Annotated in this window: 19 protein-coding genes, 4 pseudogenes and 2 other annotated features; of the genes and pseudogenes, 6 read left to right on the top strand and 17 right to left on the bottom strand. The window is 40.1% G+C overall.

The annotated features are described in order from the left end of the window. Positions 1-47 precede the first annotated feature (47 nt). Positions 48-920 carry a LysR family transcriptional regulator gene (locus tag F907_RS07580; RefSeq protein ID WP_016652401.1) on the bottom strand — a complete coding sequence of 291 codons (873 nt, stop codon included), beginning with the start codon at positions 918-920 and terminating at the stop codon, positions 48-50. Positions 921-1009: 89 nt separating this feature from the next. Here F907_RS07580 and F907_RS07585 point away from each other — a divergent pair, with 89 nt between their 5' ends. From F907_RS07585 to F907_RS07595, 3 genes are all read left to right on the top strand, one after another. Then, positions 1010-1903 carry a DMT family transporter gene (locus F907_RS07585; protein WP_016652400.1) on the top strand — a complete coding sequence of 298 codons (894 nt, stop codon included), beginning with the start codon at positions 1010-1012 and terminating at the stop codon, positions 1901-1903. 92 nt (positions 1904-1995) lie between these two features. After that, positions 1996-2355 (top strand): ArsR/SmtB family transcription factor, encoded by a 360-nt coding sequence (locus F907_RS07590; protein WP_005241666.1) that lies wholly within the window; start codon positions 1996-1998, stop codon positions 2353-2355. Beyond that, on the top strand, positions 2333-2803 hold the full coding sequence (locus tag F907_RS07595; RefSeq protein WP_016652399.1) for an SRPBCC family protein: 471 nt from the start codon (positions 2333-2335) through the stop codon (positions 2801-2803). The genes F907_RS07590 and F907_RS07595 overlap by 23 nt, the downstream gene beginning before the upstream one ends. A gap of 67 nt (positions 2804-2870) precedes the next feature. On the opposite strand, the gene F907_RS07600 is transcribed toward F907_RS07595, so the two are convergent. The 6 genes from F907_RS07600 to F907_RS07625 form a co-directional block, all read right to left on the bottom strand. Beyond that, positions 2871-4037, bottom strand: coding sequence for a hypothetical protein (locus F907_RS07600; protein WP_016652398.1), 1167 nt, complete (start codon positions 4035-4037; stop codon positions 2871-2873). Next, positions 4037-5338: a TolC family protein gene (locus F907_RS07605; RefSeq protein ID WP_407636689.1), complete on the bottom strand. Its 1302-nt coding sequence runs from the start codon at positions 5336-5338 to the stop codon at positions 4037-4039. Before F907_RS07605 ends, F907_RS07600 begins: the two co-directional genes overlap by 1 nt. Positions 5339-5346: 8 nt before the next feature. Then, positions 5347-6933: a GH3 family acyl-acid amido synthetase gene (locus F907_RS07610; protein ID WP_016652396.1), complete on the bottom strand. Its 1587-nt coding sequence runs from the start codon at positions 6931-6933 to the stop codon at positions 5347-5349. After that, positions 6930-7751 carry a hypothetical protein gene (locus tag F907_RS07615; RefSeq protein WP_016652395.1) on the bottom strand — a complete coding sequence of 274 codons (822 nt, stop codon included), beginning with the start codon at positions 7749-7751 and terminating at the stop codon, positions 6930-6932. Before F907_RS07615 ends, F907_RS07610 begins: the two co-directional genes overlap by 4 nt. A 152-nt stretch (positions 7752-7903) precedes the next feature. Further along, a complete protein-coding gene (locus F907_RS07620) occupies positions 7904-9451 on the bottom strand; it encodes a DHA2 family efflux MFS transporter permease subunit (RefSeq protein ID WP_005241675.1) in 1548 nt (515 codons plus the stop codon). A 24-nt stretch (positions 9452-9475) separates the two neighbouring features. Next, positions 9476-10537: an HlyD family secretion protein gene (locus F907_RS07625; RefSeq protein WP_005275307.1), complete on the bottom strand. Its 1062-nt coding sequence runs from the start codon at positions 10535-10537 to the stop codon at positions 9476-9478. Positions 10538-11277: 740 nt separating this feature from the next. Between F907_RS07625 and F907_RS07630 the strand changes: the two are divergent. From F907_RS07630 to F907_RS18505, 3 genes and pseudogenes are all read left to right on the top strand, one after another. Next, positions 11278-11940, top strand: a pseudogene (locus F907_RS07630) (bile acid:sodium symporter family protein); the annotation flags it as partial. 49 nt (positions 11941-11989) lie between these two features. After that, positions 11990-13209 (top strand): IS3-like element ISAba19 family transposase gene (locus tag F907_RS07640; protein WP_087486619.1). Its coding sequence is split into 2 segments (ribosomal slippage): positions 11990-12266 and positions 12266-13209, totalling 1221 coding nucleotides; the frame shifts between segments, so codons are not numbered across the junction. Next, positions 12265-12381: a sequence feature (AL1L pseudoknot), on the top strand. Its footprint overlaps the gene before it by 117 nt. Positions 13210-13246: 37 nt before the next feature. After that, a pseudogene (locus F907_RS18505) lies at positions 13247-13462 on the top strand (bile acid:sodium symporter family protein); the annotation flags it as partial. A 56-nt stretch (positions 13463-13518) separates the two neighbouring features. On the opposite strand, the gene F907_RS07645 reads toward F907_RS18505, so the two are convergent. The 10 genes and pseudogenes from F907_RS07645 to F907_RS07695 all read right to left on the bottom strand — a co-directional run. After that, positions 13519-14532, bottom strand: a complete 1014-nt coding sequence (locus F907_RS07645) for a 2-dehydropantoate 2-reductase (RefSeq protein ID WP_016652393.1) — start codon at positions 14530-14532, stop codon at positions 13519-13521. 119 nt (positions 14533-14651) lie between these two features. Continuing rightward, positions 14652-15353, bottom strand: a complete 702-nt coding sequence (locus tag F907_RS07650; RefSeq protein ID WP_016652392.1) for a winged helix-turn-helix domain-containing protein — start codon at positions 15351-15353, stop codon at positions 14652-14654. 215 nt (positions 15354-15568) lie between these two features. Beyond that, complete coding sequence (gene hchA, locus F907_RS07655; protein ID WP_016652391.1) at positions 15569-16444, bottom strand: glyoxalase III HchA; 876 nt, start codon at positions 16442-16444, stop codon at positions 15569-15571. 99 nt (positions 16445-16543) lie between these two features. After that, complete coding sequence (locus F907_RS07660) at positions 16544-17557, bottom strand: NAD(P)H-quinone oxidoreductase (protein WP_016652390.1); 1014 nt, start codon at positions 17555-17557, stop codon at positions 16544-16546. 4 nt (positions 17558-17561) lie between these two features. After that, positions 17562-18440 carry an AraC family transcriptional regulator gene (locus F907_RS07665; protein ID WP_016652389.1) on the bottom strand — a complete coding sequence of 293 codons (879 nt, stop codon included), beginning with the start codon at positions 18438-18440 and terminating at the stop codon, positions 17562-17564. A 236-nt stretch (positions 18441-18676) separates the two neighbouring features. Next, the gene (locus F907_RS07670) at positions 18677-18982 is read right to left on the bottom strand and encodes a hypothetical protein (protein ID WP_016652388.1); all 306 of its coding nucleotides are present in this window, start codon (positions 18980-18982) and stop codon (positions 18677-18679) included. Positions 18983-19046: 64 nt separating this feature from the next. Beyond that, positions 19047-19751, bottom strand: coding sequence for a GntR family transcriptional regulator (locus tag F907_RS07675; protein ID WP_016652387.1), 705 nt, complete (start codon positions 19749-19751; stop codon positions 19047-19049). 6 nt (positions 19752-19757) lie between these two features. Beyond that, a pseudogene (locus F907_RS07680) lies at positions 19758-22196 on the bottom strand (5-oxoprolinase/urea amidolyase family protein); the annotation flags it as partial. A gap of 34 nt (positions 22197-22230) precedes the next feature. Beyond that, positions 22231-23450, bottom strand: a protein-coding gene (locus tag F907_RS07685) for an IS3-like element ISAba19 family transposase (RefSeq protein WP_087486619.1) whose coding sequence is annotated in 2 segments (ribosomal slippage) — positions 22231-23174 and positions 23174-23450 — 1221 coding nt in all. Because the reading frame shifts where the segments join, the coding sequence is not laid out codon by codon here. Then, positions 23059-23175, bottom strand: a sequence feature (AL1L pseudoknot). Its footprint overlaps the gene before it by 117 nt. A gap of 46 nt (positions 23451-23496) precedes the next feature. Next, positions 23497-24675, bottom strand: a pseudogene (locus F907_RS07695) (ATP-binding protein); the annotation flags it as partial. Positions 24676-24677: the final 2 nt, after the last annotated feature.

Genomic DNA, 24677 nt, shown 5'->3' with positions numbered 1-24677 from the left:
GAGCAATTAAGAAGATGAATGTCTGAAAAACCTGACTGTAACCATGTTCAAAGCTGTTTTGCCATTTCAATGAATGCTTGTGCAATCGGGGTTATTTGCTTATGGTTTTTGACAGCCAAAGCGATCGATCTTTTGATATTCGGCATGAGTGGACGTTTTACCACATTTGGATACAGTTGAAGAATATTCTGGTCTAGCGCCATGTCGGCAACAATGGAAACGCCTGCATTTTCATTGACCATATTCAAAATCGACAAAATTTGCGACAAGTTATATTTAATCTGTGGTGTCAGTTGTGCCGCCTTAAATAGTTCCATGACATGATTTTGACTTCCCGCCTGAGTCATCAAAAATGGATGCTCAACCAAATCCTCCAACCGTACTGAACTTTGCTGAGCTAGCGTTAGCTGAGCAGGAATTAAAGCTACAAAAATGTCTTCTAAAAGAGGATAGGTATCTAGGTGTTCTTCAGGTAAAACCACGAAACCAAGATCCACTTTTCGTTCCTCAATCCATTGCATGACCTCCTGATCTGTACCTTCCATAATCAGTACTTCGACCTCAGGATATTTTTGGCGAAATGCTTTCAGAATCAGTGGAATCAGCACATTGGAAGATGATGCACCAAAGGACCCAATCCTCAAAGTACCTGTTTTTAGACCTTTAAGATCCATCACCTCTTGATGAATAATATGAGAAACATTCAAGATTTCATTCACATAAGGTAGCAAGCGTTGTCCTGCGGCTGTCAGCTCAACTTCATTGTTATTTCGATAGAATAGTTGAGTATCCCACTTTTTTTCCAATGCTTTGAGTGCATGTGAAATTGCTGACTGCGAAATATTGAGTTGCTGGGCGCTAAGGGTAAAATTTTTGAATTCTGCCAGTTTCGAGAATATTTCTAATTGAGTCAGGGTCATGATCCATCATTCATGAGCAAAAGCTCATTTTACTATAAAACTAAATTAATTTTACGATTTGATTCAATTCTGTATTGATTGAAAAATTCATGCGTCATTTAGCCATTTCTCTATCGAGTTCTACGGTTTACTTTAAATTGATCGCTGTTGCTCTAATGTGGGGTGGCACCTTCATTGCAGGGCGTATCCTCGCCTCAGAGATTTCTCCAACATTGTCTGCATTCTTGCGTTTTGCACTTGCAGCTCTCTTACTTATTATCCTCTTGTTTAAAAGTTCTGGAGGGTTTCCAAATCTTTCTGGGCAACAACATCTCTATGCCATCCTAATGGGGCTTACAGGAGTATTCGCTTATAACTTATTTTTCTTTGCCGCTTTATCTAGAATTGAAGCAGGACGAACAGCCTTATTTGTGAGTTTATCGCCTATTTTAACCGTTTTGGTCATGCGTATTTTCTTTCATGAGAAGCTCAAAAACATAAATTACCTAGGTATGTGTATTGCATTGCTGGGCACCTTAATCGTTGTGACCAAAGGTCATTTTTTAGCCGCTTTCAATCAAGCTGTTGGTACTGGCGAACTGCTTATGTGCGGAGCGGTATGTAGCTGGGTTATTTATACCGTTTGTTTTAAGCAGACCAATGTGCCAGCCTTGACCATGACCACCTACTCCGTGCTTTGGGGCACACTTTTTCTCTTCATTAGCCTGATGTCCCAATCCATACAGTTTTCCATAACTACAATTTCTCTCAGTAGTTGGCTATCCATTCTCTATTTAGGTGCTTTTGGGACAGTATTGGCATTCATCTGGTATGTGCAAGCCATTCAGAGTATTGGAGCATCTAAAACCATTGTTTTTACCAATCTGGTTCCAATTTTTGCGGTATTACTGGCCTTTTTTATTCTTAATGAGCCGATCACATGGTCAATGGCTCTGGGAGCAGCACTCAGTTTCATCGGTATCTTGTTAGTTAATAAACCCTAAAAACAAAGTGATATCGATCATCTTTAAAAAACTTAGCCTTCTAGCTAAGTTTCTATTGACTTCAGATCAGTAAATGCACAATACTTAGCTTTATGGCTAAGTATGATTCTAAACTCGATTTGTTATTCAGTGCGCTCAGCGATCCGACCCGTAGAGAAATCTTAACACGACTATCCGCTGGACAGGCATCAATTACAGAGCTGGCTGAACAACACGATATGGCACTTCCTTCTTTTTTAAAACATTTAAATAAATTAGAGGAAGCTGGACTCATTCATTCTGAAAAAAATGGACGAGTAAGAACCTGTGCTTTGGCACCAGAAGCTTTTACTCCCATCCAGCATTGGTTAAGTGAGCAAAGAGCAATCTGGGAACAGAGACTCAATCAATTTGACCACTACGCATTAGAACTAAAAAGGAAAAGAGAAAATGAAACTGGATCCAAAAACTGATCTAAAACTCGAAAGAGTGATCGATGTTCCTCGTGAATTGGTCTGGGAATGCTGGACAACCCCTGAGCATATTAAACACTTTTTTATCCCTCGCCCACATTCAATCAAATCTTGTGAGATTGATTTAAAAGTGGGTGGAAAATTCAACACCACTTTTGATGTCGATGGTCATGAAATCAAAAATGAAGGTGTTTATCTAGAAGTGATCGAGGGTGAAAAACTGGTCTTTACCGATACCTATACTGAAGATTGGAAACCAGCTGAAAATCCATTCATGACCGCAATTCTGTTGCTTGAAGATGCAGGCAATGGCACAACCCAATATACCGCAATTGCCAGACACCGTACTGCTGAAACTCGCCAACAACACGAAGACATGGGCTTCTTTGAAGGTTGGGGTACCGTGATTGATCAACTGGTTGAATATGCAAATAGCTTGAAAGCTTAAGATTTATTTGTCAGGTATAAAAAAAATCCTCAAAACTTTGAAGATTTTTTTTATACTTAAATCAATATTAAATCCGCCCAACTTCCAGATATGGAATCAGGTTCTTATCAAAGTTGGGACGTGGATCCCCCTCAAAACTAATAAAACCATGCATGCCCGTTAATCGCTCACCTTTATAAAACTGATTAAGCTGAAAGCGTGGATCTTGATGTGACAAAGTAAAACTCACCACGCCAACACCCCGTTTTTTAGACCATTGTTGTGCATCTTCAAGCATTAAATGATGCAAGGCTAGCTGCTCTGGATGACAAAGCAAAGTATGTAACACGTGGTATTTTAATGAATCCCCAAGTTTAGGTAATGGCATGCCCTTGGTGATTTTGGTCAATAAATTATAGACAGGTCGAAATACGCCAATCGCTGAACTGTAATGCAGAATTTTGGTTTGTTTAAGACTATGCTGATCCCATAATCCAAACATTCCGACCAATTTTTCATTTTGAAAATACAGTTGGAAATCAGAAAGTTTTAAGCCTGTAAAATAGTGGTGTTCTACAAGTAGCTCTTCAAAATTATACGCAGGGATAAAATTAAAATATTGTGACATTTCAGCAATAAAGCCATTCATTGCGCTGATATGTTCAGGTCTTGCTATACAGGACTGAATCTCACCAACCTCAGTTTGAAGTTGAGTATTCTGCTCTAAAAAAGCCTTAATTTTTCTTTTTGTCCCCACATGCGTCAAGGTTAGGGTTTCAATTAACCCTTCATCATAATAATCAGGAATTCCTGTTTTACCTGTTTGTATGGCTGCTCTCGCGGCATGATTATCATCAAAAATAATCATTTGGCTAAAATTAGGTTCATGCATGGTTTGTTTGACATGCACGCCCAAAGCTTTAACCAATGATTTACCTCGATAGTTTTGATCGACACGTAAGTCACTGGCATAGCGTAGATTTTGTACAGTTTTATCAACATAACATGGCCGATGACCATTGCTATAACAAGCGACATTTTTCTGATTCTCGGTATCTTCAATCACCACATGTAATTTATGACGATACAAAATATCAGACGCTTTAAAATAGCTGGGTTCGCGTTGGAAACTGATCTGTACCCCTTTGGTGGTCATGGGCACGGCAATGAGTGATCTTAATGCTTGATCGTCAGCCAAAGTTGCTTCACGCGTTACGAGACTGCTTTCAATAGATGTCGGTGGATTTGTTTTCATTAATTATTCACCTGCTGTGTAGTTTGTGTTGGAACCAAATCATTTAAATGGCCCATTTGGTCTAATAATTGAAAGACGAATACAACTTCATCTTGTTCATTGACTGTCTTTTGAGTTTGTACATCTAATAATTTTTGCTCGGTATTCAGCAAATCAAAAGTTGTTTTTGTTCCTAACTCAAACTCTTTGCGGGTATAAACAAATGCAATCGAGGCGGCATCAATGGCATTTTGAAGTGCATCTTTATTTTGTCGAATCGTTTGAAGCTGCGCATAGGTGGTTCGAGCACGCTGATTTAAATCTAACTCTAAGCCCCGAATTTTTTGGTTGGCCAAATCTACATCGGTTTGTGCTTTTCTGGTATTGGCTCGATTTAACCCATCATCATATAGCGGCACGTTCAGTTGGACACCGACCATATAGTTATTGCTTTCCGAGCCAATATAACTTGCTTCATGTTGCCTTCCTAAACGACTGGTCAACATCACCGTTGGCCAGAGTTCTCGTTTAGTCAAGGCATATTGTTTTTCGGCTGCCTGCTTTTCATATTTGGCACGGAGTAAAGCAGGATGATTTTTTGTATTCGCCAAGATTTCATCTAAGTGGTTTGAAATCTGGGGTAAATGCTTAATGGCAACCAGATTTTCTGGTGTAACTCCCGTAATTTGATAAAACTGCGCTTCACTTACAGTCAAATTTGATTGTGCTTGAGTAATATCTGCCTGACCTTGTGCCACTTGCGCCAAGACTTGTGCCAAATCAGCCTTGGTAATCATCCCGACATCAAAACGCCGTTGTGACTCATACAAAGAACGTTGCAAATTGGACATGGTTTTCTTTCTCAGCTCCAGAATTGCTTTCTTCTTTAGCACGTCTGTATAGACCATGACGGTATTCAAAATCGTTTCCGAGCGTCGATCCGATAATCCTTCCGTGTGTGCAGACAGCTGATTTTTAGCCATATCAATTCCCAAACGATGTCGCCCAGATGTATAGACGGGGTAATCCATTTGTAATTGCAAACTGCGACCCTTTCGGTTTCCTTCAGTGGGAAACATGACATTGGTGGGCGTTTCGACTCTTTCATAGTCGAGCTGACCCACCAAATTCACTTTGAGTCCATCGCGTTGTTTGGCTTGTTCAAGCATAGCTGCCGATTGATTGACGCTTAATCGGCTCACTTCTAACTGACTTTCATGTCTTAAACTTGCAGACAGCGCATCATCTAAAGTCATGGCATCAACCGAGCTTGAAATCCAAAAAATAGATAAATATATGAATGACTTTTTAAACTGATTCATTCCTCTACTCATAGTTGTTCCAAACTCGTTAAGCTCACCTTCTTCAACGGTTCAGGTTTAATATTACCTTCGATAATGCCATCAAACATCACCAGTTTTTTATACGCATTCCAACCATTCTGCGCTTGACGAATCTGTGGTTGATCCAATTGCCCTAAGTTTCGAGCCAGTTCGTAATGGAAGTTTTGACGTAAGATACGATCAATATATTCATCATTAATACTCTGATGAATCTCGCCCTCAAACAGAACACAATAGAATGGTTTGACTTGCTGCTCAGTATCAATTGCCAATAGCGAAATTGCTTTGGAATCCGTTTCATTCAGCTGTGAAAGCAGTTGTTGTGCCGTTTCAGGTGCCAGCTTCTCACCAACCAAGTCGACGCCGAAACGGCGACCCTGAAACTCGAAACATGGGACTTGTTCTAAAAAGCCGGTGACAAGTAAACAATCGTCTAGGCAATAACGCAGTAAACCATTGCCTGATGTAATCAGCGGGCTGACCACATCTCCGACTTTGAGTTGCCAAGATGGAATAATCTGTCCCTTTTTCTCACCTTCTAAGTACTCAAATTCATAGAAATGACTTTGATAGGCCAGCGGATATTGGTTGTTATAAGGAATGGTCACCACGCCTTCCGTGGCCCATAGACCTTTCCCCTCAAACTGCACGGAAGGAAGACGTTGCTTTAGCTTTTCTGCCCAGGCCTTAGAACCCGCAGTATCCCAACTCGACACCAGACTCAATTTAGGCCATAGCTGATTAAAATCAATTTTCTCGCCATTGGAGCTGTCCATTAAACTCTTGGCACCTTCGGAACTTAAAGGCGCATTAACTTCTTTTAATGAGTTTTGACGACTTCCCCATTGACCCGTTTCCAGAACTTCGACCACTTCTTGCTGCATCAGCTCTAAACGATCTAGAAGTTGCAATGCAAAAGTCGGACTCCAAACCGAAATCATGGCGAGATTGCGGTTGGCAACCAGATAACAAATCGTCGCAAATAACGCATCGTCAGCATTGGCAGCAAAAGCTACATTACTTGGAACAGCCTGTGTAAATTTCGATAGAATTCGCTTGCCAAAACCCAATAATGCACTGTCATCATTAAGATTTTTGTCTTTAAGTACTTCTCGTTGGCTTTCGGGCAACCATGACACTGACCAATAGTGCGTACCCGAACGGAGTTGAGGACATTTGCGGTACATACTCGCCATCCACGGTGCAATCGCATGATCCAACTCATCTAAAAACAATTTGGTGTACGGAATAAATTTAATCTGTTCACTCGAGCCACTGGTGGGTTGAAAGCGAACTAACTTGCTGCTAGAAAGAGATCGTTTTTGTTCTCGATATTGTTGAATATCCTCCCGCCACGCGCTATAGCGCGAAGCAGGAAAGCTGTTTGCAAATTGTTCATAATTTTGCACTTGCTTATTTCTGGCTAAACTTGAAGTCTGCAATATCGAATGTAAAATTTGACGTTGCGTTGTCTCCAATGCGTTGAACTTTTGCTTAAAGTTTCGATCGGATGCATCACACCATTGCTTTAAAATGATGTGAGAACCTGACGTCAGCCATTCTGTCTGCTTCATTGCAAAACCTCCCGACGTGTTGCTGAATTTTTTAATAAAGCATCGCATCGCCCTTTACTGGCAGGTTTAGTCATTAATTTAACCGGAAAACGTGCAATGTCCTTCCAGCCCAAACGACCAATACAAGGAAGCTCTGTACCTGCACTCCAAGTTGGATTTTTTTGTTCAAAGAAATGAATATTCGGATTTTTCTCTCTCATTTCTGCAGTAATTGGCGCCACTTCCCCTTTAAGTGGTTGATAATCACTACCAAAATTTAATAATCCCGCTTCTTTGTCATAATACTCACCAAAGAAGTTCTCGCAATAATGCTCAATGACTGTCGATAAATGCTGGTTATCATCATTGATATTTGGATAATAAACATAATAATTATTGGCAAGCAGCAGATAAGTTTTATAACCTTTAGAAATCAATAACCAATACAGTTCATTAAAGGGATACTTGACTCTTAATTTAATCATTAATTTAAGCATCGTACTCTGTAGGGTACGTGTGCCCCAGAACTTTCTGAGAATCACAGTATCACCACTAAATAAAACGGTGTAGTCTTTACCATTTAAATAGAAATGCTGTACGACCACAGTAGAGAAACCAACAATCTCGTCCGTTTCCGAATCGAAAATTAGTATTGCACCACTTTTCTTTTTGAAATCTTCAACAAAAATCGAAAACCTCGTATTCTCATAATATTGCTCATAAATTGAGTACATCACTTTCAGGCGCTCAATATCGATTTGTTCTTTCTCGACATATTGCCCGTAGGTAGATTCTTTACTATTGAATCTTGAAATCAGTTTATATGTTGTATTAATCATCAGCTTCCACCTCTAAATTTGGATACTTAAGTTCCCCTATCTCATAAAGAAATATTAAAAAACCCGTATCACTGTTTTTTGTTATCAAGGGGTACGTTGTATACGCCCTATTATTTTTCGTTATATGAAAACAACCCTCTAGCTTTGAATATTTACATGTCCATCTTTTTCCCCCTATCCATAAATATGGTTAAAAATGCTGCCACAAACATGATGATGGCCAGCATCCGTAATAAATCATTGAAACTGGATGTAAGCGCCTGGTAGTGGATATCACGATAAATTACGCTGAGCGCGATTTGCTGGGCATTGCTGCCTACTTCTTGATATTGCGCGGTAAGCTGGTCTAATCTTTCAATGAAAATCCAGTTCTGTGGATTCATGTACTGATTTAACTGCGTAACATGTATCGCCGTTAGCCAATCTAAAGATGAGTTAATGAGTGCTAAACCAACCGCCCCACCAATGTTACGCATCAGGTTGTAAATACCACTCGCGTCTGCAACCTTAGTGAGTGGCAATGTGCTCATGGCCAAATGCGAAACCACAATCAGACAAATCATGAGGCCAATACCTCGATAGATCTGCGGCCAGAACATGAAGTCATAATCACTGTGAATACTGAGATGTGAATTGAGCCAAACACCAAACCCAGCTAAGACCATGCCAACAAAGACGGTTTTTCGGGTATCAAAATTCGGAATGAGCCACGCGAGGAATGGTGCAAAGCAGAACATCACAATGCCCGTGACCATCATGATATGACCGATCTGGCTACTGTTCATTTCTCGGACCTGACCAAGAAATACGGGAATCATATAGCCCAAACCATATAAAGCCATTCCGATCACAAAAGTAATGATGCAGCTCAGTGTAAAGTTTTTGTTCTTAAATACACTCAGATCCAATAAAGGTTTGGGTTGAGTAAAACTGCGTGAAAAGAAAATCATGCCGCCAATCAGGCAAATGATAAATGCGACACGAACTCCTGTATCTGCAAGCCAGTCATGCCGTGCGCCTTCGTCCAGAAAATATTCCAGACCGCCTAAAAACATTGCCATACCAATCAGGCTGAACCAATCCATACTCTTGATGAGTGAATAGTTCGCACGATCAATGTTTGGACCTGAAAAGATCACTGTTGCAATGATAATGCCCGGAATAATGTTGATCAGGAACATCCAGTGCCATGAAAAATTGTTGGTCAGCCACCCACCAATGGTTGGGCCAATTGCAGGACCCAGAGTACTGATCATGCCAAACATGACTAAAGGTAAAGCACGTTTTGCCTCGGGAAACAATAAATACAATGCCGTCATCGAAGTTGGAATCATGCCGCCCCCCATGAATCCTTGAAAGGCCCGGAATACCAGCAGGCTTTCCAGATTCCACGCCAAGGCACAGAGCAAAGAACTGATTGTGAATCCAATTGCGCAAATGGTGTAATAGATGCGTGTCGAGAGTACCCGCGATACGATACTTGACATTGGAATGGCAATAATTTCAGCAATCAAATAAACCGTTTGTACCCATGTCACTTCATAACGACTGGCACTCATACCGGCTTGAACTTCATTCAAAGAACTGGCCACAATTTGAATATCAAGAATCGCCATGAAATTACCAAAAATCATGGCCGCAAAAATGAGCCATGCTGTTTTTGGCGCAAACTTCCACTCATTTTCGCTAGGTTTATTCATTTTCTTATACCTAAAACGTGGTGATTAAGTTCTTAGATCAACAGTTGCACTGACTGACATTCCAGGTTTTATAAGTTCAATGTGTGGACTGGCATCAATTGCAATACGTACAGGGATACGTTGTACGACTTTATTAAAGTTTCCAGTCGCATTGTCTGGTGGCATTAGAGAAAAAGTTGCTCCTGATGCAGGAGAAAAACTTTCAATTTTGCCTGTATAAGTCAAACTTGGATAAGCATCTATTTTTAATTTAACTTCCTGACCAATATGCATTTTTTCGATCTGGGTTTCTTTAAAGTTTGCTTGTACATACAAACTTTTCTCAGGAATAATGGCCATTAAACGCGTTTGTGGAGAAACACGAGAACCTTTTTGGATTGAAAGACTTCCCACTTTTCCCGTTACAGGACTGACTACTTTCGAAGATGAAAGATCAATTTGATAAAGATCGAGTGTCGCATTGGCATTTTGAATATCTGCAAGTAACTGTGCGCGGCTGGCCTGTAAGCTGCCTAACTGTGCTTCTGCTGCATTAACCGTAGCTTGCGCCTTACTGAGCTGTGCTTGAGCAGTTAAATATTGGGATTGTACACCTTCAAAATTTTGTCGAGTAATCACCCCGTCCTTTAATAAATCTTGATAACGAGTAAAATCTTTTTTCAAACGAGATAGATCTGCTTGGGCTGCAACAACACCACTATTCGCTTCACTAATTGATGACTTTGCGGACTTTTCATTTTGTTGCTGCACATCAAGCGCAGCTTGTTTTAGTGTCACGACAGATTTTGCTTGATCATAACGCGCCTGATAATCACGATGATCCAATAGGGCTAAGGGTTCCCCTTTTTTCACAAATTGATTGTCATTAATCATTAACTCCATCACTTCGCCAGAGATCTTTGGCATCACCCAAGTGACATCTGCTTGCACATAGGCATTATCGGTAGATTGATAGAATCGATAGACTAAAAAATAATACGCGATGCCTAAAATCAGAAATAAAATGAGCACACTGAACACAGCCCAGGTTATTTTTTTTCGACTTTGGAAATTAGTATCAGTTTCAAGCTGAGCTACGTTATCCATATTTATTCCGCTATTTGTAATATACAGTTTTTATTTTGAGCCACATCAAAACATTAATATTTTCACGTAACTTTTCACTTATTTATGCATAAGTTAATAGTTACAATGCAATAATCGGCGCAAATTATCATGCTTAATGAAAGAATATGTCATTGACCTTTTGTTCATATCATTTTTCTATTTCTGCCAATTGTCCAAATGGTATAAAGATTTTATTAAACATTTGTGAAACTCTAGCATAAGTATAAATGATTCGTGTTTTCATTTGTAAAAAAATAAATTTAAATCATTGTTTAATTTAACTATATTATTAAATTTATCTTAATTTTTGTTTTTACCAATTAGTCCAATATCTTAGTTAATTTAATTCATTTGTAAACAAAAAAATGAAGTGATGACAAAAAAAGTAAACGTTATGAAAATGTAATTTCTGTAAAAAGTTGATTTTTCCCCTATTTATTTATGCATTTTAATTCAATCAAATTGTGCGCTATGACACAATTTTTTTTTGAAAAAGCGACTAACGTATTTAAGCTAAAGAAATCATTAGAATGAATAACCTAAATGTGCTAATTCATTATTGACACTATAGATAGTGAAGTACGAGTAAAGCTGTCATTTGTACGATCTGCTCAGATGTGAACTATATCAATTTAAATACAGTTAAGTTGTGATTTGATCGGACAAAACAGCAATAAAAAGTTGGAAAAATAATATCGATCTAAAAGGAAGGACTACGTATGGATTCTGGACTCATTACACTTTTTTTACCGATTGCCTTGGCAATCGTAATGGCTGGACTTGGTTTAGAGCTCACGATAAAAGACTTTGCAAGGGTAAGCAAACACCCTAAAGCAGTTTTAATCGCCTTGTTTTGCCAGCTTATTTTACTGGTTGGTATTGCGTTTTTAATTTGCAAAATATTGGCCTTACCGCCACTTCTTGCAGTAGGTTTGATGCTCCTCGCAGCGTCACCAGGTGGATCAACAGCAAATCTATTCAGTTACTTATATAAAGGTGATATCGCACTGAATATTACCTTAACTGCAATTAACGCCCTTATCGCTGCCGTTTTTTTGCCCATTATTGTCAATTTTTCTATTCTTCACTTTATGCATGAAGGTCAACAAGTGGGACTACAATTTGCAAAAGTATTGCAGGTCTTTGCAATTATCCTTGTCCCCGTCTGTATCGGGATGCTAATTCGCCATTATGCGCCCCGCACAGCCGAAAAAATGAATCGTCCTGTTCGTATTTTTGCCGTGGTTTTCCTTTTGATTATTATTCTTGGTGCAATTATCAAAGAACGAAATAATCTAATCGAATACATTGGTCAAATTGGATTTGCCACTGCATTATTCTGTGCAATCAGTCTATGCATTGGTTATTTCGTACCGCGACTTGAACCGTACCGGGTTTGTCGGAGAGTCAATATTCTGAGAGACTATCCCGATGACAAAACCAAACTATACCCCCGAAATTAGAGAAAGAGCGGTTCAATTACTAATTGAATCTGAAAAAGATTATCCTTCTACTTGGGCAGCAATCACAGCTATTGCTCCTAAAATCGGTTGTACTCCTGAAACATTGCGTGTTTGGTATTTAAAGCATCTGGATCAACTAAATCCTGCCAAAGTACAACAGATATCTGACCAAGAAAAAATGAAGCAAATGGAACGTGAAATTAAAGAATTAAAACGTGCCAATGAAATTCTACGTAAAGCAGCCGCTTTTTTCGCCCAGGCGGAGCTCGACCGCCCACACAAATAATGGTGGATTTTATCCATAACAATAAAGATCGATATGGTGTTGAAGCGATTTGTAGAATTTTACCGATTGCACCTTCAACCTATTACCGAACTTTAGATCTCACTGACAATCCAGAACATCGAGCGAAACGAGATCTACATGATGAGTATCATGCTGAACAAATTAAACGAATTTGGAAAGAAAGTTCAGGTCGATATGGTGTACGTAAAGTTTGGCAAAAATTGAAACGTGAGGGTTATGTTATTGCACGTTGTACAGTTGCTCGATTGATGCAAAAGCTAGGTATACAAGGTGTTTGGCGTGGTAAGAATAAACAAACCACCCGTAACCGAGATGACCAAAAACGGGCAGATGATTTAGTGAAACGTAATTTTAATGCTGATCATCCAAACCAACTATGGGTGGGTGACTTTACGTATATTCAAACTCATTCAGGCTGGGTATATACCGCATTTGTTATTGATGTGTTCTCACGAGCAATTGTTGGATGGAAAGTATCTACACGGATGAATACAGATATGGTGCTTGATGCATTAGAGCAAGCATTGCATGATCGAGGCATGCCAAAGAATGTGATTCATCATTCCGACAGAGGTGTGCAATATCTTTCCATTCGCTATACCAATCGTTTAGAAGCAGCAAATTTACGAGCATCAGTCGGTACAACGGGTGATTCATACGATAATGCTCTGGCTGAAACGGTGAATGGCTTATACAAAACAGAGGTGATTGAATATTTAAAAGCAGATTGGCAAGGTTTAGCAGATGTACAACTTGCGACACTAAACTGGGTAGATTGGTTCAATAAAAAGCGTGTACACAGTGCACTGGGTTATGTATCGCCTTTTGAGTTTGAAGCAATGTACTATGATAAGATTAACCCGTTAGGTCAGGTGGCTTAACTTAAATAAAAAAGTCTCCGACAAACCCGGTACGGTTCAGCTGTTTGGGATCAGTTCATATCAAGCTCGTGCCTGTGCGTTTGAGATCGGGATTCATAACAGTACCCTTGCCATGACCATTGCACTGACGATTATGGCAAGTACGACCATAGCGATGCCAGCTGCTGTCTACTCAATCTTCATGTATATCTTCGCTACGATCTTTGGCATGTTGATTACACGATTTGGCACGCAAGAAGTTATTGAAGCTTAACCTTTAGTTATAAACGGCGACATAGCATATACATACAACGCTATATGCTATGTCTTTTATTCAGCACTGTTTACCGTCTTTAATTCAGCTATGAGTGCTTCTGCTGACCATGCTTTGGGTGTTATTTCAGCCTGTTTAATTAATTCAATCAATTTTTCATTAATTGGTGCTTTTAAGCTCAGTTGGTTTGCTAGGCGAACCACCTCTCCATTAATCCAGTCAATTTCAGTCGTTCGGCCAGTGAGAAGATCATCTGCCATTGAAGAACGGGCCAATGGGTCAATCGCCAACATTTTCTTGCTCACCAAACTAAAAACAAAATTAGGCAGCCTGAGTACCGATGGAACAAGATTGGCGGGTATAGCCGTCAGTTGAGCAGGTTTAATTTTTGCAATTTTAAGCAATGACAAAGCCTCCTGCTGTGCCATTGCCAAGCATTGACGGTAAGCTCTGATTGAAAGCTGCTGCTTTAAAGGAAGCTGCGACAAGGCATTCACTGCATTATTTAAATTCAGCAATAATTTTGCCCATTGTATCGCCTGCATATCTTGTTCAAGTTTCAGTTCAAGTTTGGCATTTTTGAATGCAGCCACAAGCTCAGTTAAAGCAGCATGTTGTTTCACATACAAAGCACCATCCGTACCTTGATGGAAAACTCCATTTCCTAAAGCAGCCACATTAAAAGGTACCATGCCTGCAAGAATGGTTTGCTCTGGTAAAATTTGTTTTAAAAGATCGACATTGCTTAAACCATTCTGAAAACTAATCACGATGGTCTTTTTCTTCAAAACCCCTTTTAGCGCCTCTGCAACTTGTTCTGTAGCTGCTGATTTTACGCAGACCAGAATCAAATCTGCCTGAGCCGCAATATTGGGATCATTACTCAGTTGAAGTTTAGTGATCGGGATAGTTTGCTTATTTGCTAAATAATCTGAAACGATAAGGCCATATTGTTGCAACTGTTGTTGTATTTTAGGCCGTACAATGAAATCGACATCTGCTCCTGCAGCAGCCAGTCGCCCACCAAGATAACATCCAATACTACCTGCGCCATAAATACATATCTTCATGCAATGTCCTAACTGACTTCAATTCCTTTACTATTTTAATATAATCAAAAAATAGCTTGCAGTTGTCACATAGCTGACAGCTTTCTTTTTATCAGACTATTGTTCTTCAATAGAAGTCGTCACTGATTTATTTCGAATACAGATTCTTCTTTGGGTGTTCGTATCCCACGCCATTCTTCAAGCACATATCCCATTCCATAAACATTATGAATGAGCTTTGGAATGAAATTGCGGTCAATTTTATTTCTTAACCGGCTGATTGCAACTTCAATCACTTTACTATCACGATCATGATAGCTATCCCATAGCTGTGAAGCAATTAAAGCCCGCGGCAGAATTTCCCCACGTCGACTCATAAACAGTTCAATCAATGCATATTCTTGAGCAGTAAGATTGATACGCTTTCCTGCACGACGTACACAACGTTTCCATAAATCGAGTTCAAGATCAGCAACACAAATCCGGTTGATTTCATCATTTCGCTGTTCTCTATACAGTAAACTTTTGATTCGATTAAGCAATTCAACAAAGGTAAATGTCAGGCCAAAGCCTTTGATGCGCTCCTCTATTTGATCACGCGCTATTAAAAACAACAGCGGCATCGTTTTCCCACTCTTCCCGACATCTTGCAAAATATTCCAACCATTTAAGCCTGCAAACATTACATCCAATATCACAAGATCATATTCACTAAACAATAATGCAAGGTGCTTTCCTGTTATCTCATCTGTGACCCAATCAATCATATAACCCGCATCTGATAAGGTCTGGTTCAGATAGCTGCCAATTTTTTGCTCATCTTCGACTAGTAATATTTTCATCTTAAACCTGTTAAAGCCTTGCTTAAGAAGATAATAACGTTGTAAAACTTTAAATAGTTTCAAATGACAGAAATGTAATTTTGGTGTCAGTCAAATGTTCATTTTTGCAATAGATAGATATCGGAATCTGGTTAAACATCATCATTTATCCCAATACTCTAAAAAATAAAAGCCCAGCAACAAGGTTGGGCTTTTATCTATTTCAACATCTACGATTATTGAAGATCAGGATCTGCCAATAATGTTGTAGCTGCAAGTTTTCCAAGGTTATGAGACGCTAGCGGGCTATCGCCTGTCAATAATTTACGATCTTGATGAACTTGTCCTGTGATTCCTTTATTCAGGATCTCCACCCCAAGCTTTTCAAGGTTTTCGCCAACCAACCAAGGTAATTGTCCTGGCATATAACCAATATCAATATTCGGGCCTTTATCTAATGCGTCAGGAAATACACAAATCTGATAATCTTTAAAAATATAATCTTTTGGATTTTCATCAACTGCTGCTGCAAGTAATGAGGCTGGGCCATGACACAAGGTAATCACGTATTTATCATTTGCGACTGCCCATTTTAACAGTGCTTTGACCTCTTTACTTTGTGGAATCTTCGCCAGTACACCATGTCCACCCGGAATAAAAATACCTGCATAAGGAGAATTGGCACTTAAAGCCTGCTCTAGAATATCCGCCAGTTTCAACGGGGCTTTAAGCTGCTTTTCATATTTTTTATAGGTATCTAAGACCACTTGCTCTTCATGAGGCATTGCCCACATTTCTAACTTAACCGGATTGCCAGACAGTGTTGCAACATCAAAAGCAAAACCAGCATTGTCCAGATGAAACATTGGCAATAACATTTCGACAGGGTGATTGCCTGTGGAAAAGAATTTTTCGTTTTGCATCAAGATATAACGTTCATCTGTTGCAATCATTAAAATCTTTTTATCGCCTTTATATGGGTTTGGATACGTTGCACCGTCATAATCTGTTTTTGCCGATGTATATTGGCTTAACGAATACGGCGATGGGAAAAAAGCATTGTCTTCTGCATGGTCTGGACTAGGATTGCGATCATCAGGATTTGTTGTCATTTTCAGATTCCTCATCAGGTCGTTATGTTTATATGCATACTGCTTTAATGGCCTGTTACACTCAAGTTCTGAGTATGAACAGACATGGATTGAATACAATTAGGCAAATTCAGATTTAATTTCGAGTACCACTTTGCCCGTATGTTGGCTACTTTCCAAGCATTGATGTGCCTGAGCAACGTCATCAAATGCAAAGGTTTTATAGATCATTGGCTTGCATTGATCTGCTTCTATCAGAGGCCAGACAAACTGCTCAAGTTCTTGGGTAATTTGGGCTTTTTCAGCATAGGTTCTTGCACGCATGGTCGAACCTGTCACTACTGCACGTTTTAGCATTAGCTCCTGTATATCAAAACCATCGACTTTTCGCCCTCCCATAAATCCGATAATCACCAATCGACCATCACGTTTTAATAATCTTAGGTTTTGATTGAAATAGGCAGCACCAATAATATCGAGAATCACATCAACGCCCTGACCATCCGTTTGGGCCAAAACTTCTTTTTCAAAATCCTGTGTTTTGTAATTAATTACCTGTGACACCGAAGCTAATTTTTCTACTTTGTCATCACTCCCAACCGTAGAAAAGTTTTTAATACCCATTGCATGACATAGACTAATCGCGGTCGAACCAATACCACTGGCTCCACCATGAATCAGTACGGTTTCACTCTTCTTTAATTGTCCAATCTGAAACAGATTGGCCCAAACTGTAAAATAAGTTTCAGGGATAGCAGCCGCCTCAACAAAACTCAAATTCTTGGGGATTTTTAAAGTTTGATTGGCAGGCACCGCACAGTATTCCGCATAACCACCACCATTGGTCAGTGCACAGACTTTATCTCCAACTTTAAATTGTGTGACGTGTTCACCCACTTGACGAACCACGCCTGAAACTTCTAGTCCAGGAATTGGCGTTACCCCTTTAGGCATCGGATAGAGACCTTGACGTTGTAAAATATCAGGTCGGTTAATTCCTGTTGCGTAGACTTCAATAAGCACTTCATCTGCTTTAATCTCTGGTCGAGGTCCTTGAGCCACTTGTAAAACTTCGGGACCGCCAGCTTGTGTAATTTCGATATATTTCATTTGTTCTACGCTATTTTGATTCATTTAATCATGACTCCGTTTCAGTATTAAATTCAGCGTGTTTGGGTGGAAAACCAAACTGCTTTTTAAATTCTCGGCTAAATTGAGAAGAGCTCTGATATCCAACAGCATAAGCCGCTTGAGCCACACTTTGGTCTGCGTTTTGCAACAATTGTTTTGCCTTATGCAACCGAACCACTTTCAAATATTGTAAAGGCGAATGCTGCGTCACCTGTTTAAAGGCTTTATGAAATGCGGAGGTACTCATATTGGCTTGTTCTGCCAACCTCTCCACAGTGAGTTTTTCGGTAAAATGATGCTGGATGTACTCACAAATTTTATAAATCGGTCTGAGATTGCCCTGAGCGACCAGCCCTTTTAATACATCGGCACCTGAATGTTGAATGACTCGATAAAGGAGCTCACGTTTAATTTGATCTCCCAAGATTAATACATCTTGCTCGGAAGTCAGGGTATTTAACAAACGGATGAGGACATTCGATAGTGTTTGATCATATTGGATCACACTCATTCCCGTGGTGAGTGGCTTAAACTGGTAATTTTCAAAATAGGTTTTAGCCAGTAGCTCATTGACCGTATCCGCTTCCAATTTCATGCCGATCGCAATCATCGGTGCTTCAGGGCTGGCAATGGTGTCACAGTCAAATGGCATTGAAACTGAGACAATCAGGCATTCATTTTGCTTGAACGAATATGTTTCCGCTCCGATATAACCGCGCTTCTGGCCTTGTAAAACAAACACTAAGGTTGGTTCTTGTAGCACTGCAATCGGTGGTGTATTGTGATCGACACGCATCAAGGTAATGCCATCAATAGATGTGGCAAAAAAGCCTTCTTTCGGGATGAGCTTTAGAAATAAGTTGATTAGTGTTTGGTCATTCATCATGTGTCATCTGATGATTGGAAATGTGATTTTTATTATTAAATAGCAAAGAGATAAAAACTGTTAGTTTTATGCAGAATTAGGCATGGAAAAGAGAGTTTTTATAAGATGCCTTTTTGGCTTGTAGGCATTCCTTTTCATTTAATTAGTAACTAAATAGATATTCAATACTAATTATCTAGTACAAAAAACAAAATACAGCTTTAAAACGCAGCTAATTTTTACTCGATAACTAATTATCATAATTTATAGATTGGAGCTAAAAAAGCATAAATAAACAATAAAAAACTCATAAAAATCATTACCCAACGCCAAAAAACATCACTACCACTGCTATTTTCATCTAATGGAGCTGCGAAAGTAAAAGTTCCATTCAACCATGCATATAAACAGTAAATACAAGCTAAAAAAATAGTAAATAGTGATGCTAAATTTGAATAATTTGTTTGAAACTGAACGCCTCCTCCCAACAAAAACAATAAGGAAAAAAAGAAAATCATTTTTTTCTTATGTTGATTGAGTATTAGCAAGTAAAGCTCTTTCATAGGCTACCTAAAAATTCATATTAATAAATTAAAATCAAAGATGATATTACTACTATGAATAAACCTAATAAAACTGACTCGAATCCAACATCTGTAAGGTAATTTTTTTCACTTCATTACGACTTTGCATAATATGCGCTTCAATTGCATTGATCGCGTGTTCAGTGTGTCGATCGAAAATAAAACCTAAGATTTTTTGATGTTCCTGATAAGTCGCCTCGACTCGATAATCTTTGGAGAAGTCCAAACGGCGAATAATACGAATGCGTTCACTCAAATCACGATGAATCCTCGCCATTTCATTATTGCCCGAAGCACGAACCAAGGCACAATGAAAGTCCTCATCTTGCTGAGACAACTGTTTGATATCTTTTAAATACTCAGACGGTTGCACCAACCATAATTCTTTTAAAACCGACAACTCAACCGAGTTGTGATGATCAATTTGGCAAAGCTTTCGAATCGAATCTTTTTCTAGAACGATACGGACATCATAGAGTTCTTCATAGTAACGAAAGTTAAGCGGTCGAATCTGCCAACCGCTCCGAAAGCTCACATCAACATAACCTTCTTGTTGCAAGCGATACAAGGCTTGTCTGATTGGAGTACGACTCACCTCATAGGCTTTGGCAACTTCAGATTCTGTAAAGCGTTCACCTGGCATCAATTTGAAATCAAAAATGTCATTCTTGATGCGTTGGTAAACCAGCTCAGACAAATTGTCTGAGCTTTTTGCTGTGTTTTTTATGTTGATACTGGCTTCTTTCATTCAAGCTTATTCCATATATACCAATGGCTCACCACTATGTACGGTTTGACCTGCTCGGCAAATAATCGCTTTGACGATACCATCTTCCTCTGCATAAACTGGTAACTCCATTTTCATGGCTTCAATAATCGCAACAGTTTCCCCTTTCTTGATCTCTTGACCATGTTCCACAAAGATCTTCCAGATATTTCCTGTCATTGAGGCATTTAAAGAAGAAAGATGACTGTAGTCAACATGATTGGTTTGTTCCACATGTTGTTCAGGTTGTGCAGCAAACTCTTCTTTCCAACGGCTGACTTCACTACTAAACGCCTGTTGTTGCTTCTGTTTAAATGCGGCAATACTTTCGGCTTCGTTGTCCAAGAACTGTACATAGTCAGCATAGTCAAACTCGGTTTCTTCAATCTGAATTTGAGCACGGCCATTTTCAAAATCTGCACGCCATTCATTCAATTCAGCTTCAGTCACAGGGAAGTATTTAATCTGGTCAAAGAATTGTAAGAACCATTGTTTATCACCAAATTGCTTGTTCTTTTTAAACTTGTTCCAGATCGGCAGCGTCCGTCCAATCAACTGATAACCACCCGGTGAATCCATGCCATAAATACACATGTACATCCCACCAATACCGACAGTACCTTCTGCAGTAAAGGTACGTGCAGGATTGTATTTTGAGCTGAGTAAACGGTGACGTGGATCAATCGGTACCGCACATGGTGCAGTCAGATAAACATCGCCCAAACCAAGGACTAAATAGTTCGCATCAAAAATAATGTCTTTCACTTCATCTCGATGCGCTAGACCATTAATCCGTTGGATAAAATCAACATTGTTCGGTAACCACGGTGCTTTGGCACAGACACTTTCCTGATAACGCTCTACTGCGCCTAAAGTGGCACTATCCTCAAAAGCCATTGGTAAATGCACAATACGTGATGGAATTTTCAGTTGACTTAAATCACCCATTTGCTCTTCAAGTTTCAGCAATTGATGAATCAGCTCGGCTTGAGGAATCACCAGACCATCATATTTAATTTGTAATGAGCGTACCCCTGGTGACAGTTCCAAAACACCTGCCAGATTGGCATTACGAATCATCTGAATCAGTTGGTGCACACGCAAACGTAGTGCTAAATCTAAAACGTTTTCACCGTATTCTAATAAAATATAGCTATCACCCGCTTGGCGATACACGGTTTTTGGCGATAAATCAGTTGGTTCACGTTGAGCCAAAATAGTGCTAAAGACGTCTTGAGCAGGTTCAATGATTTCAATGACTTTAGAAGCATCCGCAAAGTTCTGAATATTGTCAATTTGTTTCCGTTCTAATGCATTGGCCTGTTCCGCCGTGATTGGGTAAAAACGGATTTTATCATCGGCTTTCAATTGCCCAACTTTCCACAGTTCTGCTTTAGCAATCGTCACAGGACAAACGAAACCGCCAAGACTTGGACCATCTTTTGCCAAAATTACAGGGAAATCACCAGTAAAGTTGATCGCACCAATTGCATATTCACAGTCATGCACATTAGATGGGTGTAAGCCTGCTTCGCCACCATTTTCTCTGGCCCAACTTGGTGTTGGACCTGAAAGTCTGACCCCTAAACGGTTTGAGTTAAAATGCACCGTCCACTCAGAGGCAAAGAACTCTTCCACATATTCAGGTTTAAAGAAATCAGGTGCACCGTGCGGCCCATACAGCACTGCGATTTCCCATTCATTGCTATATTCAGGGATGAGATCTTTGGATAGCGCTTGTGGTGTATCTGTTGCCAGCGGTAATTCGGCACTGGCCAGTTCTGCATCAACCATTTTAATCATGTCACCAACACGTAAAGTACGTCCTGCATGACCACCGAAATTGCCCAATGCAAAGGTTGAACGGCTACCCAAATATAAGGGAACATCCAGCCCATCACGCACGGCCAAATAAGTCCGGCAGCCTGATGCCACTTGTCCAACTTTTAAGGTTTGACCGGCCTTGACTTTTATCGGCTGCCAAAACGCAATCCGTTGCTCATCTAACACTGCTGTACAGCTTGCCCCTGTGAGTGCAATCGTTGTATCGGCATGGAACTTTAAAGTTGGCCCGACCAAGGTAAATTCAAAACCTGCTGCTTTTGCATCATTACCGACAATACGATTGGCCAGCTGGAAGGCATAATCATCCATTGGCCCTGAAGGCGGTACACCGATATCCCAATAACCAGTACGTCCTGGATAATCTTGAATTGAACTCAATGTTCCGGCTTGTACCACCTCAATCACTTTTGGTGAATAGTTGAAATCATCCAGCATCCGTGTCCAGATTTGCATAGACTCAAAACGCTGGTCTGAAACAATGGCTCGAGCATAATCCAAGTTGGTGCTGATACCATTTAAACGGGTTTCTGCCAGAACTACTTTTAATTTTTCAATTGCAGCAGCCCGATCTTCGGCATGAACCGTACCGGGTTTGTCGGAGACTTTTTTATTTAAGTTAAGCCACCTGACCTAACGGGTTAATCTTATCATAGTACATTGCTTCAAACTCAAAAGGCGATACATAACCCAGTGCACTGTGTACACGCTTTTTATTGAACCAATCTACCCAGTTTAGTGTCGCAAGTTGTACATCTGCTAAACCTTGCCAATCTGCTTTTAAATATTCAATCACCTCTGTTTTGTATAAGCCATTCACCGTTTCAGCCAGAGCATTATCGTATGAATCACCCGTTGTACCGACTGATGCTCGTAAATTTGCTGCTTCTAAACGATTGGTATAGCGAATGGAAAGATATTGCACACCTCTGTCGGAATGATGAATCACATTCTTTGGCATGCCTCGATCATGCAATGCTTGCTCTAATGCATCAAGCACCATATCTGTATTCATCCGTGTAGATACTTTCCATCCAACAATTGCTCGTGAGAACACATCAATAACAAATGCGGTATATACCCAGCCTGAATGAGTTTGAATATACGTAAAGTCACCCACCCATAGTTGGTTTGGATGATCAGCATTAAAATTACGTTTCACTAAATCATCTGCCCGTTTTTGGTCATCTCGGTTACGGGTGGTTTGTTTATTCTTACCACGCCAAACACCTTGTATACCTAGCTTTTGCATCAATCGAGCAACTGTACAACGTGCAATAACATAACCCTCACGTTTCAATTTTTGCCAAACTTTACGTACACCATATCGACCTGAACTTTCTTTCCAAATTCGTTTAATTTGTTCAGCATGATACTCATCATGTAGATCTCGTTTCGCTCGATGTTCTGGATTGTCAGTGAGATCTAAAGTTCGGTAATAGGTTGAAGGTGCAATCGGTAAAATTCTACAAATCGCTTCAACACCATATCGATCTTTATTGTTATGGATAAAATCCACCATTATTTGTGTGGGCGGTCGAGCTCCGCCTGGGCGAAAAAAGCGGCTGCTTTACGTAGAATTTCATTGGCACGTTTTAATTCTTTAATTTCACGTTCCATTTGCTTCATTTTTTCTTGGTCAGATATCTGTTGTACTTTGGCAGGATTTAGTTGATCCAGATGCTTTAAATACCAAACACGCAATGTTTCAGGAGTACAACCGATTTTAGGAGCAATAGCTGTGATTGCTGCCCAAGTAGAAGGATAATCTTTTTCAGATTCAATTAGTAATTGAACCGCTCTTTCTCTAATTTCGGGGGTATAGTTTGGTTTTGTCATCGGGATAGTCTCTCAGAATATTGACTCTCCGACAAACCCGGTACGGTTCAGCATGTACAATAATCTTGGCAATCATAGGATCAAAATACTGAGAAATTTCGGTCCCTGTTTTCACCCAAGTATCTACACGGATGCCTTCTGGAAAAGAAACTTCGGTCAGAATCCCCGGACTTGGTTGGAAGTTTTTCACAGGATCTTCAGCATAGACACGGACTTCAATCGCAGCACCTTGGGGTTGGATATTGCTGAGATAGTCCCAATCCAAGGCATCACCTGCCGCGACTCTGAGCATGCATTCAATCAAGTCGAGGCCTGTCACCATTTCCGTCACAGGATGCTCTACCTGTAAACGCGTATTCACCTCAAGGAAATAAAACTCATCGCGTTGCGCATCATAAATAAACTCAACCGTTCCTGCACTGCGATAATTGACAGAGCGACCCAGTTCCACTGCGGCCTGATGTAACTTTTTACGGGTTGCTTCAGGTAAGTTCGCTGCTGGCGTTTCTTCAACCACTTTTTGGTTACGGCGTTGCAATGAGCAATCCCGCTCACCCAATGCCACCACTTGGCCTTTGCCATCACCAAAAATCTGTACTTCGACATGCCGTGCTTTATCAATAAAACATTCAATAAACACACCTGCATCTTTAAAGAACTGCTCACCTAGGCGTTTCACACTTTCATAAGCATCCGTGAGTGCTTGTGGAGTATCACAACGGGTGAGACCAATACCACCGCCTCCAGCAGTACTTTTTAGCATGATTGGATAACCAATACGCTCAGCCGCACTCAATGCTTCTTCTAAACTGTCCAGTAAGCCTGTGCCGGGTGTCATTGGAACATGGGCCGCTGCAGCAAGTTCACGCGCACGGTGTTTTAGACCAAATTCCAGAATCTGCTCCGCGGTTGGCCCCATAAAGGCAATATTGTTTTCTTCACAGGCACGAGAGAAATCTGCACTCTCAGACAGGAAACCATAACCCGGAAAAATCGCTTCAGCCCCAGTCTGTTTAGCAGCTTGGATCAATTTTTCGATGCTGAGATAAGTATCAGCAGGCTTTAATCCATCCAATGCAATTGCAACATCTGCATCCTGTACATGTTGTGCATAACGGTCACTCTCCGAATAGACCGCGACACTGGTGATGCCTAATTTTTTTAGTGTTCGAATTGCACGGACAGCAATTTCACCACGGTTTGCAATAAGTACGGTCTTAAACATGA

The organism is Acinetobacter colistiniresistens (genome assembly GCF_000413935.1).
GTDB classification, from domain to species: Bacteria; Pseudomonadota; Gammaproteobacteria; order Pseudomonadales; family Moraxellaceae; genus Acinetobacter; species Acinetobacter colistiniresistens.
Note: the sequence above shows the minus strand (reverse complement) of the source record. Positions and strands in the feature narration are given on the sequence as shown.

Bases quoted from the DNA above. Each gene is read 5' to 3' on its own strand.
- F907_RS07645 (WP_016652393.1), bottom strand. From the start codon at position 14,532: ATGAAGATATGTATTTATGGCGCAGGTAGTATTGGATGTTATCTTGGT.
- F907_RS07580 (WP_016652401.1), bottom strand. From the start codon at position 920: ATGACCCTGACTCAATTAGAAATATTCTCGAAACTGGCAGAATTCAAA.
- F907_RS07665 (WP_016652389.1), bottom strand. From the start codon at position 18,440: ATGATGAATGACCAAACACTAATCAACTTATTTCTAAAGCTCATCCCG.
- F907_RS07620 (WP_005241675.1), bottom strand. From the start codon at position 9,451: ATGAATAAACCTAGCGAAAATGAGTGGAAGTTTGCGCCAAAAACAGCA.
- F907_RS07585 (WP_016652400.1), top strand. From the start codon at position 1,010: ATGCGTCATTTAGCCATTTCTCTATCGAGTTCTACGGTTTACTTTAAA.
- F907_RS07610 (WP_016652396.1), bottom strand. From the start codon at position 6,933: ATGAAGCAGACAGAATGGCTGACGTCAGGTTCTCACATCATTTTAAAG.
- F907_RS07605 (WP_407636689.1), bottom strand. From the start codon at position 5,338: ATGAATCAGTTTAAAAAGTCATTCATATATTTATCTATTTTTTGGATT.
- hchA (WP_016652391.1), bottom strand. From the start codon at position 16,444: ATGACAACAAATCCTGATGATCGCAATCCTAGTCCAGACCATGCAGAA.
- F907_RS07670 (WP_016652388.1), bottom strand. From the start codon at position 18,982: ATGAAAGAGCTTTACTTGCTAATACTCAATCAACATAAGAAAAAAATG.
- F907_RS07660 (WP_016652390.1), bottom strand. From the start codon at position 17,557: ATGAATCAAAATAGCGTAGAACAAATGAAATATATCGAAATTACACAA.
- F907_RS07625 (WP_005275307.1), bottom strand. From the start codon at position 10,537: ATGGATAACGTAGCTCAGCTTGAAACTGATACTAATTTCCAAAGTCGA.
- F907_RS07675 (WP_016652387.1), bottom strand. From the start codon at position 19,751: ATGAAAGAAGCCAGTATCAACATAAAAAACACAGCAAAAAGCTCAGAC.
- F907_RS07615 (WP_016652395.1), bottom strand. From the start codon at position 7,751: ATGATTAATACAACATATAAACTGATTTCAAGATTCAATAGTAAAGAA.
- F907_RS07595 (WP_016652399.1), top strand. From the start codon at position 2,333: ATGAAACTGGATCCAAAAACTGATCTAAAACTCGAAAGAGTGATCGAT.
- F907_RS07600 (WP_016652398.1), bottom strand. From the start codon at position 4,037: ATGAAAACAAATCCACCGACATCTATTGAAAGCAGTCTCGTAACGCGT.
- F907_RS07650 (WP_016652392.1), bottom strand. From the start codon at position 15,353: ATGAAAATATTACTAGTCGAAGATGAGCAAAAAATTGGCAGCTATCTG.
- F907_RS07590 (WP_005241666.1), top strand. From the start codon at position 1,996: ATGGCTAAGTATGATTCTAAACTCGATTTGTTATTCAGTGCGCTCAGC.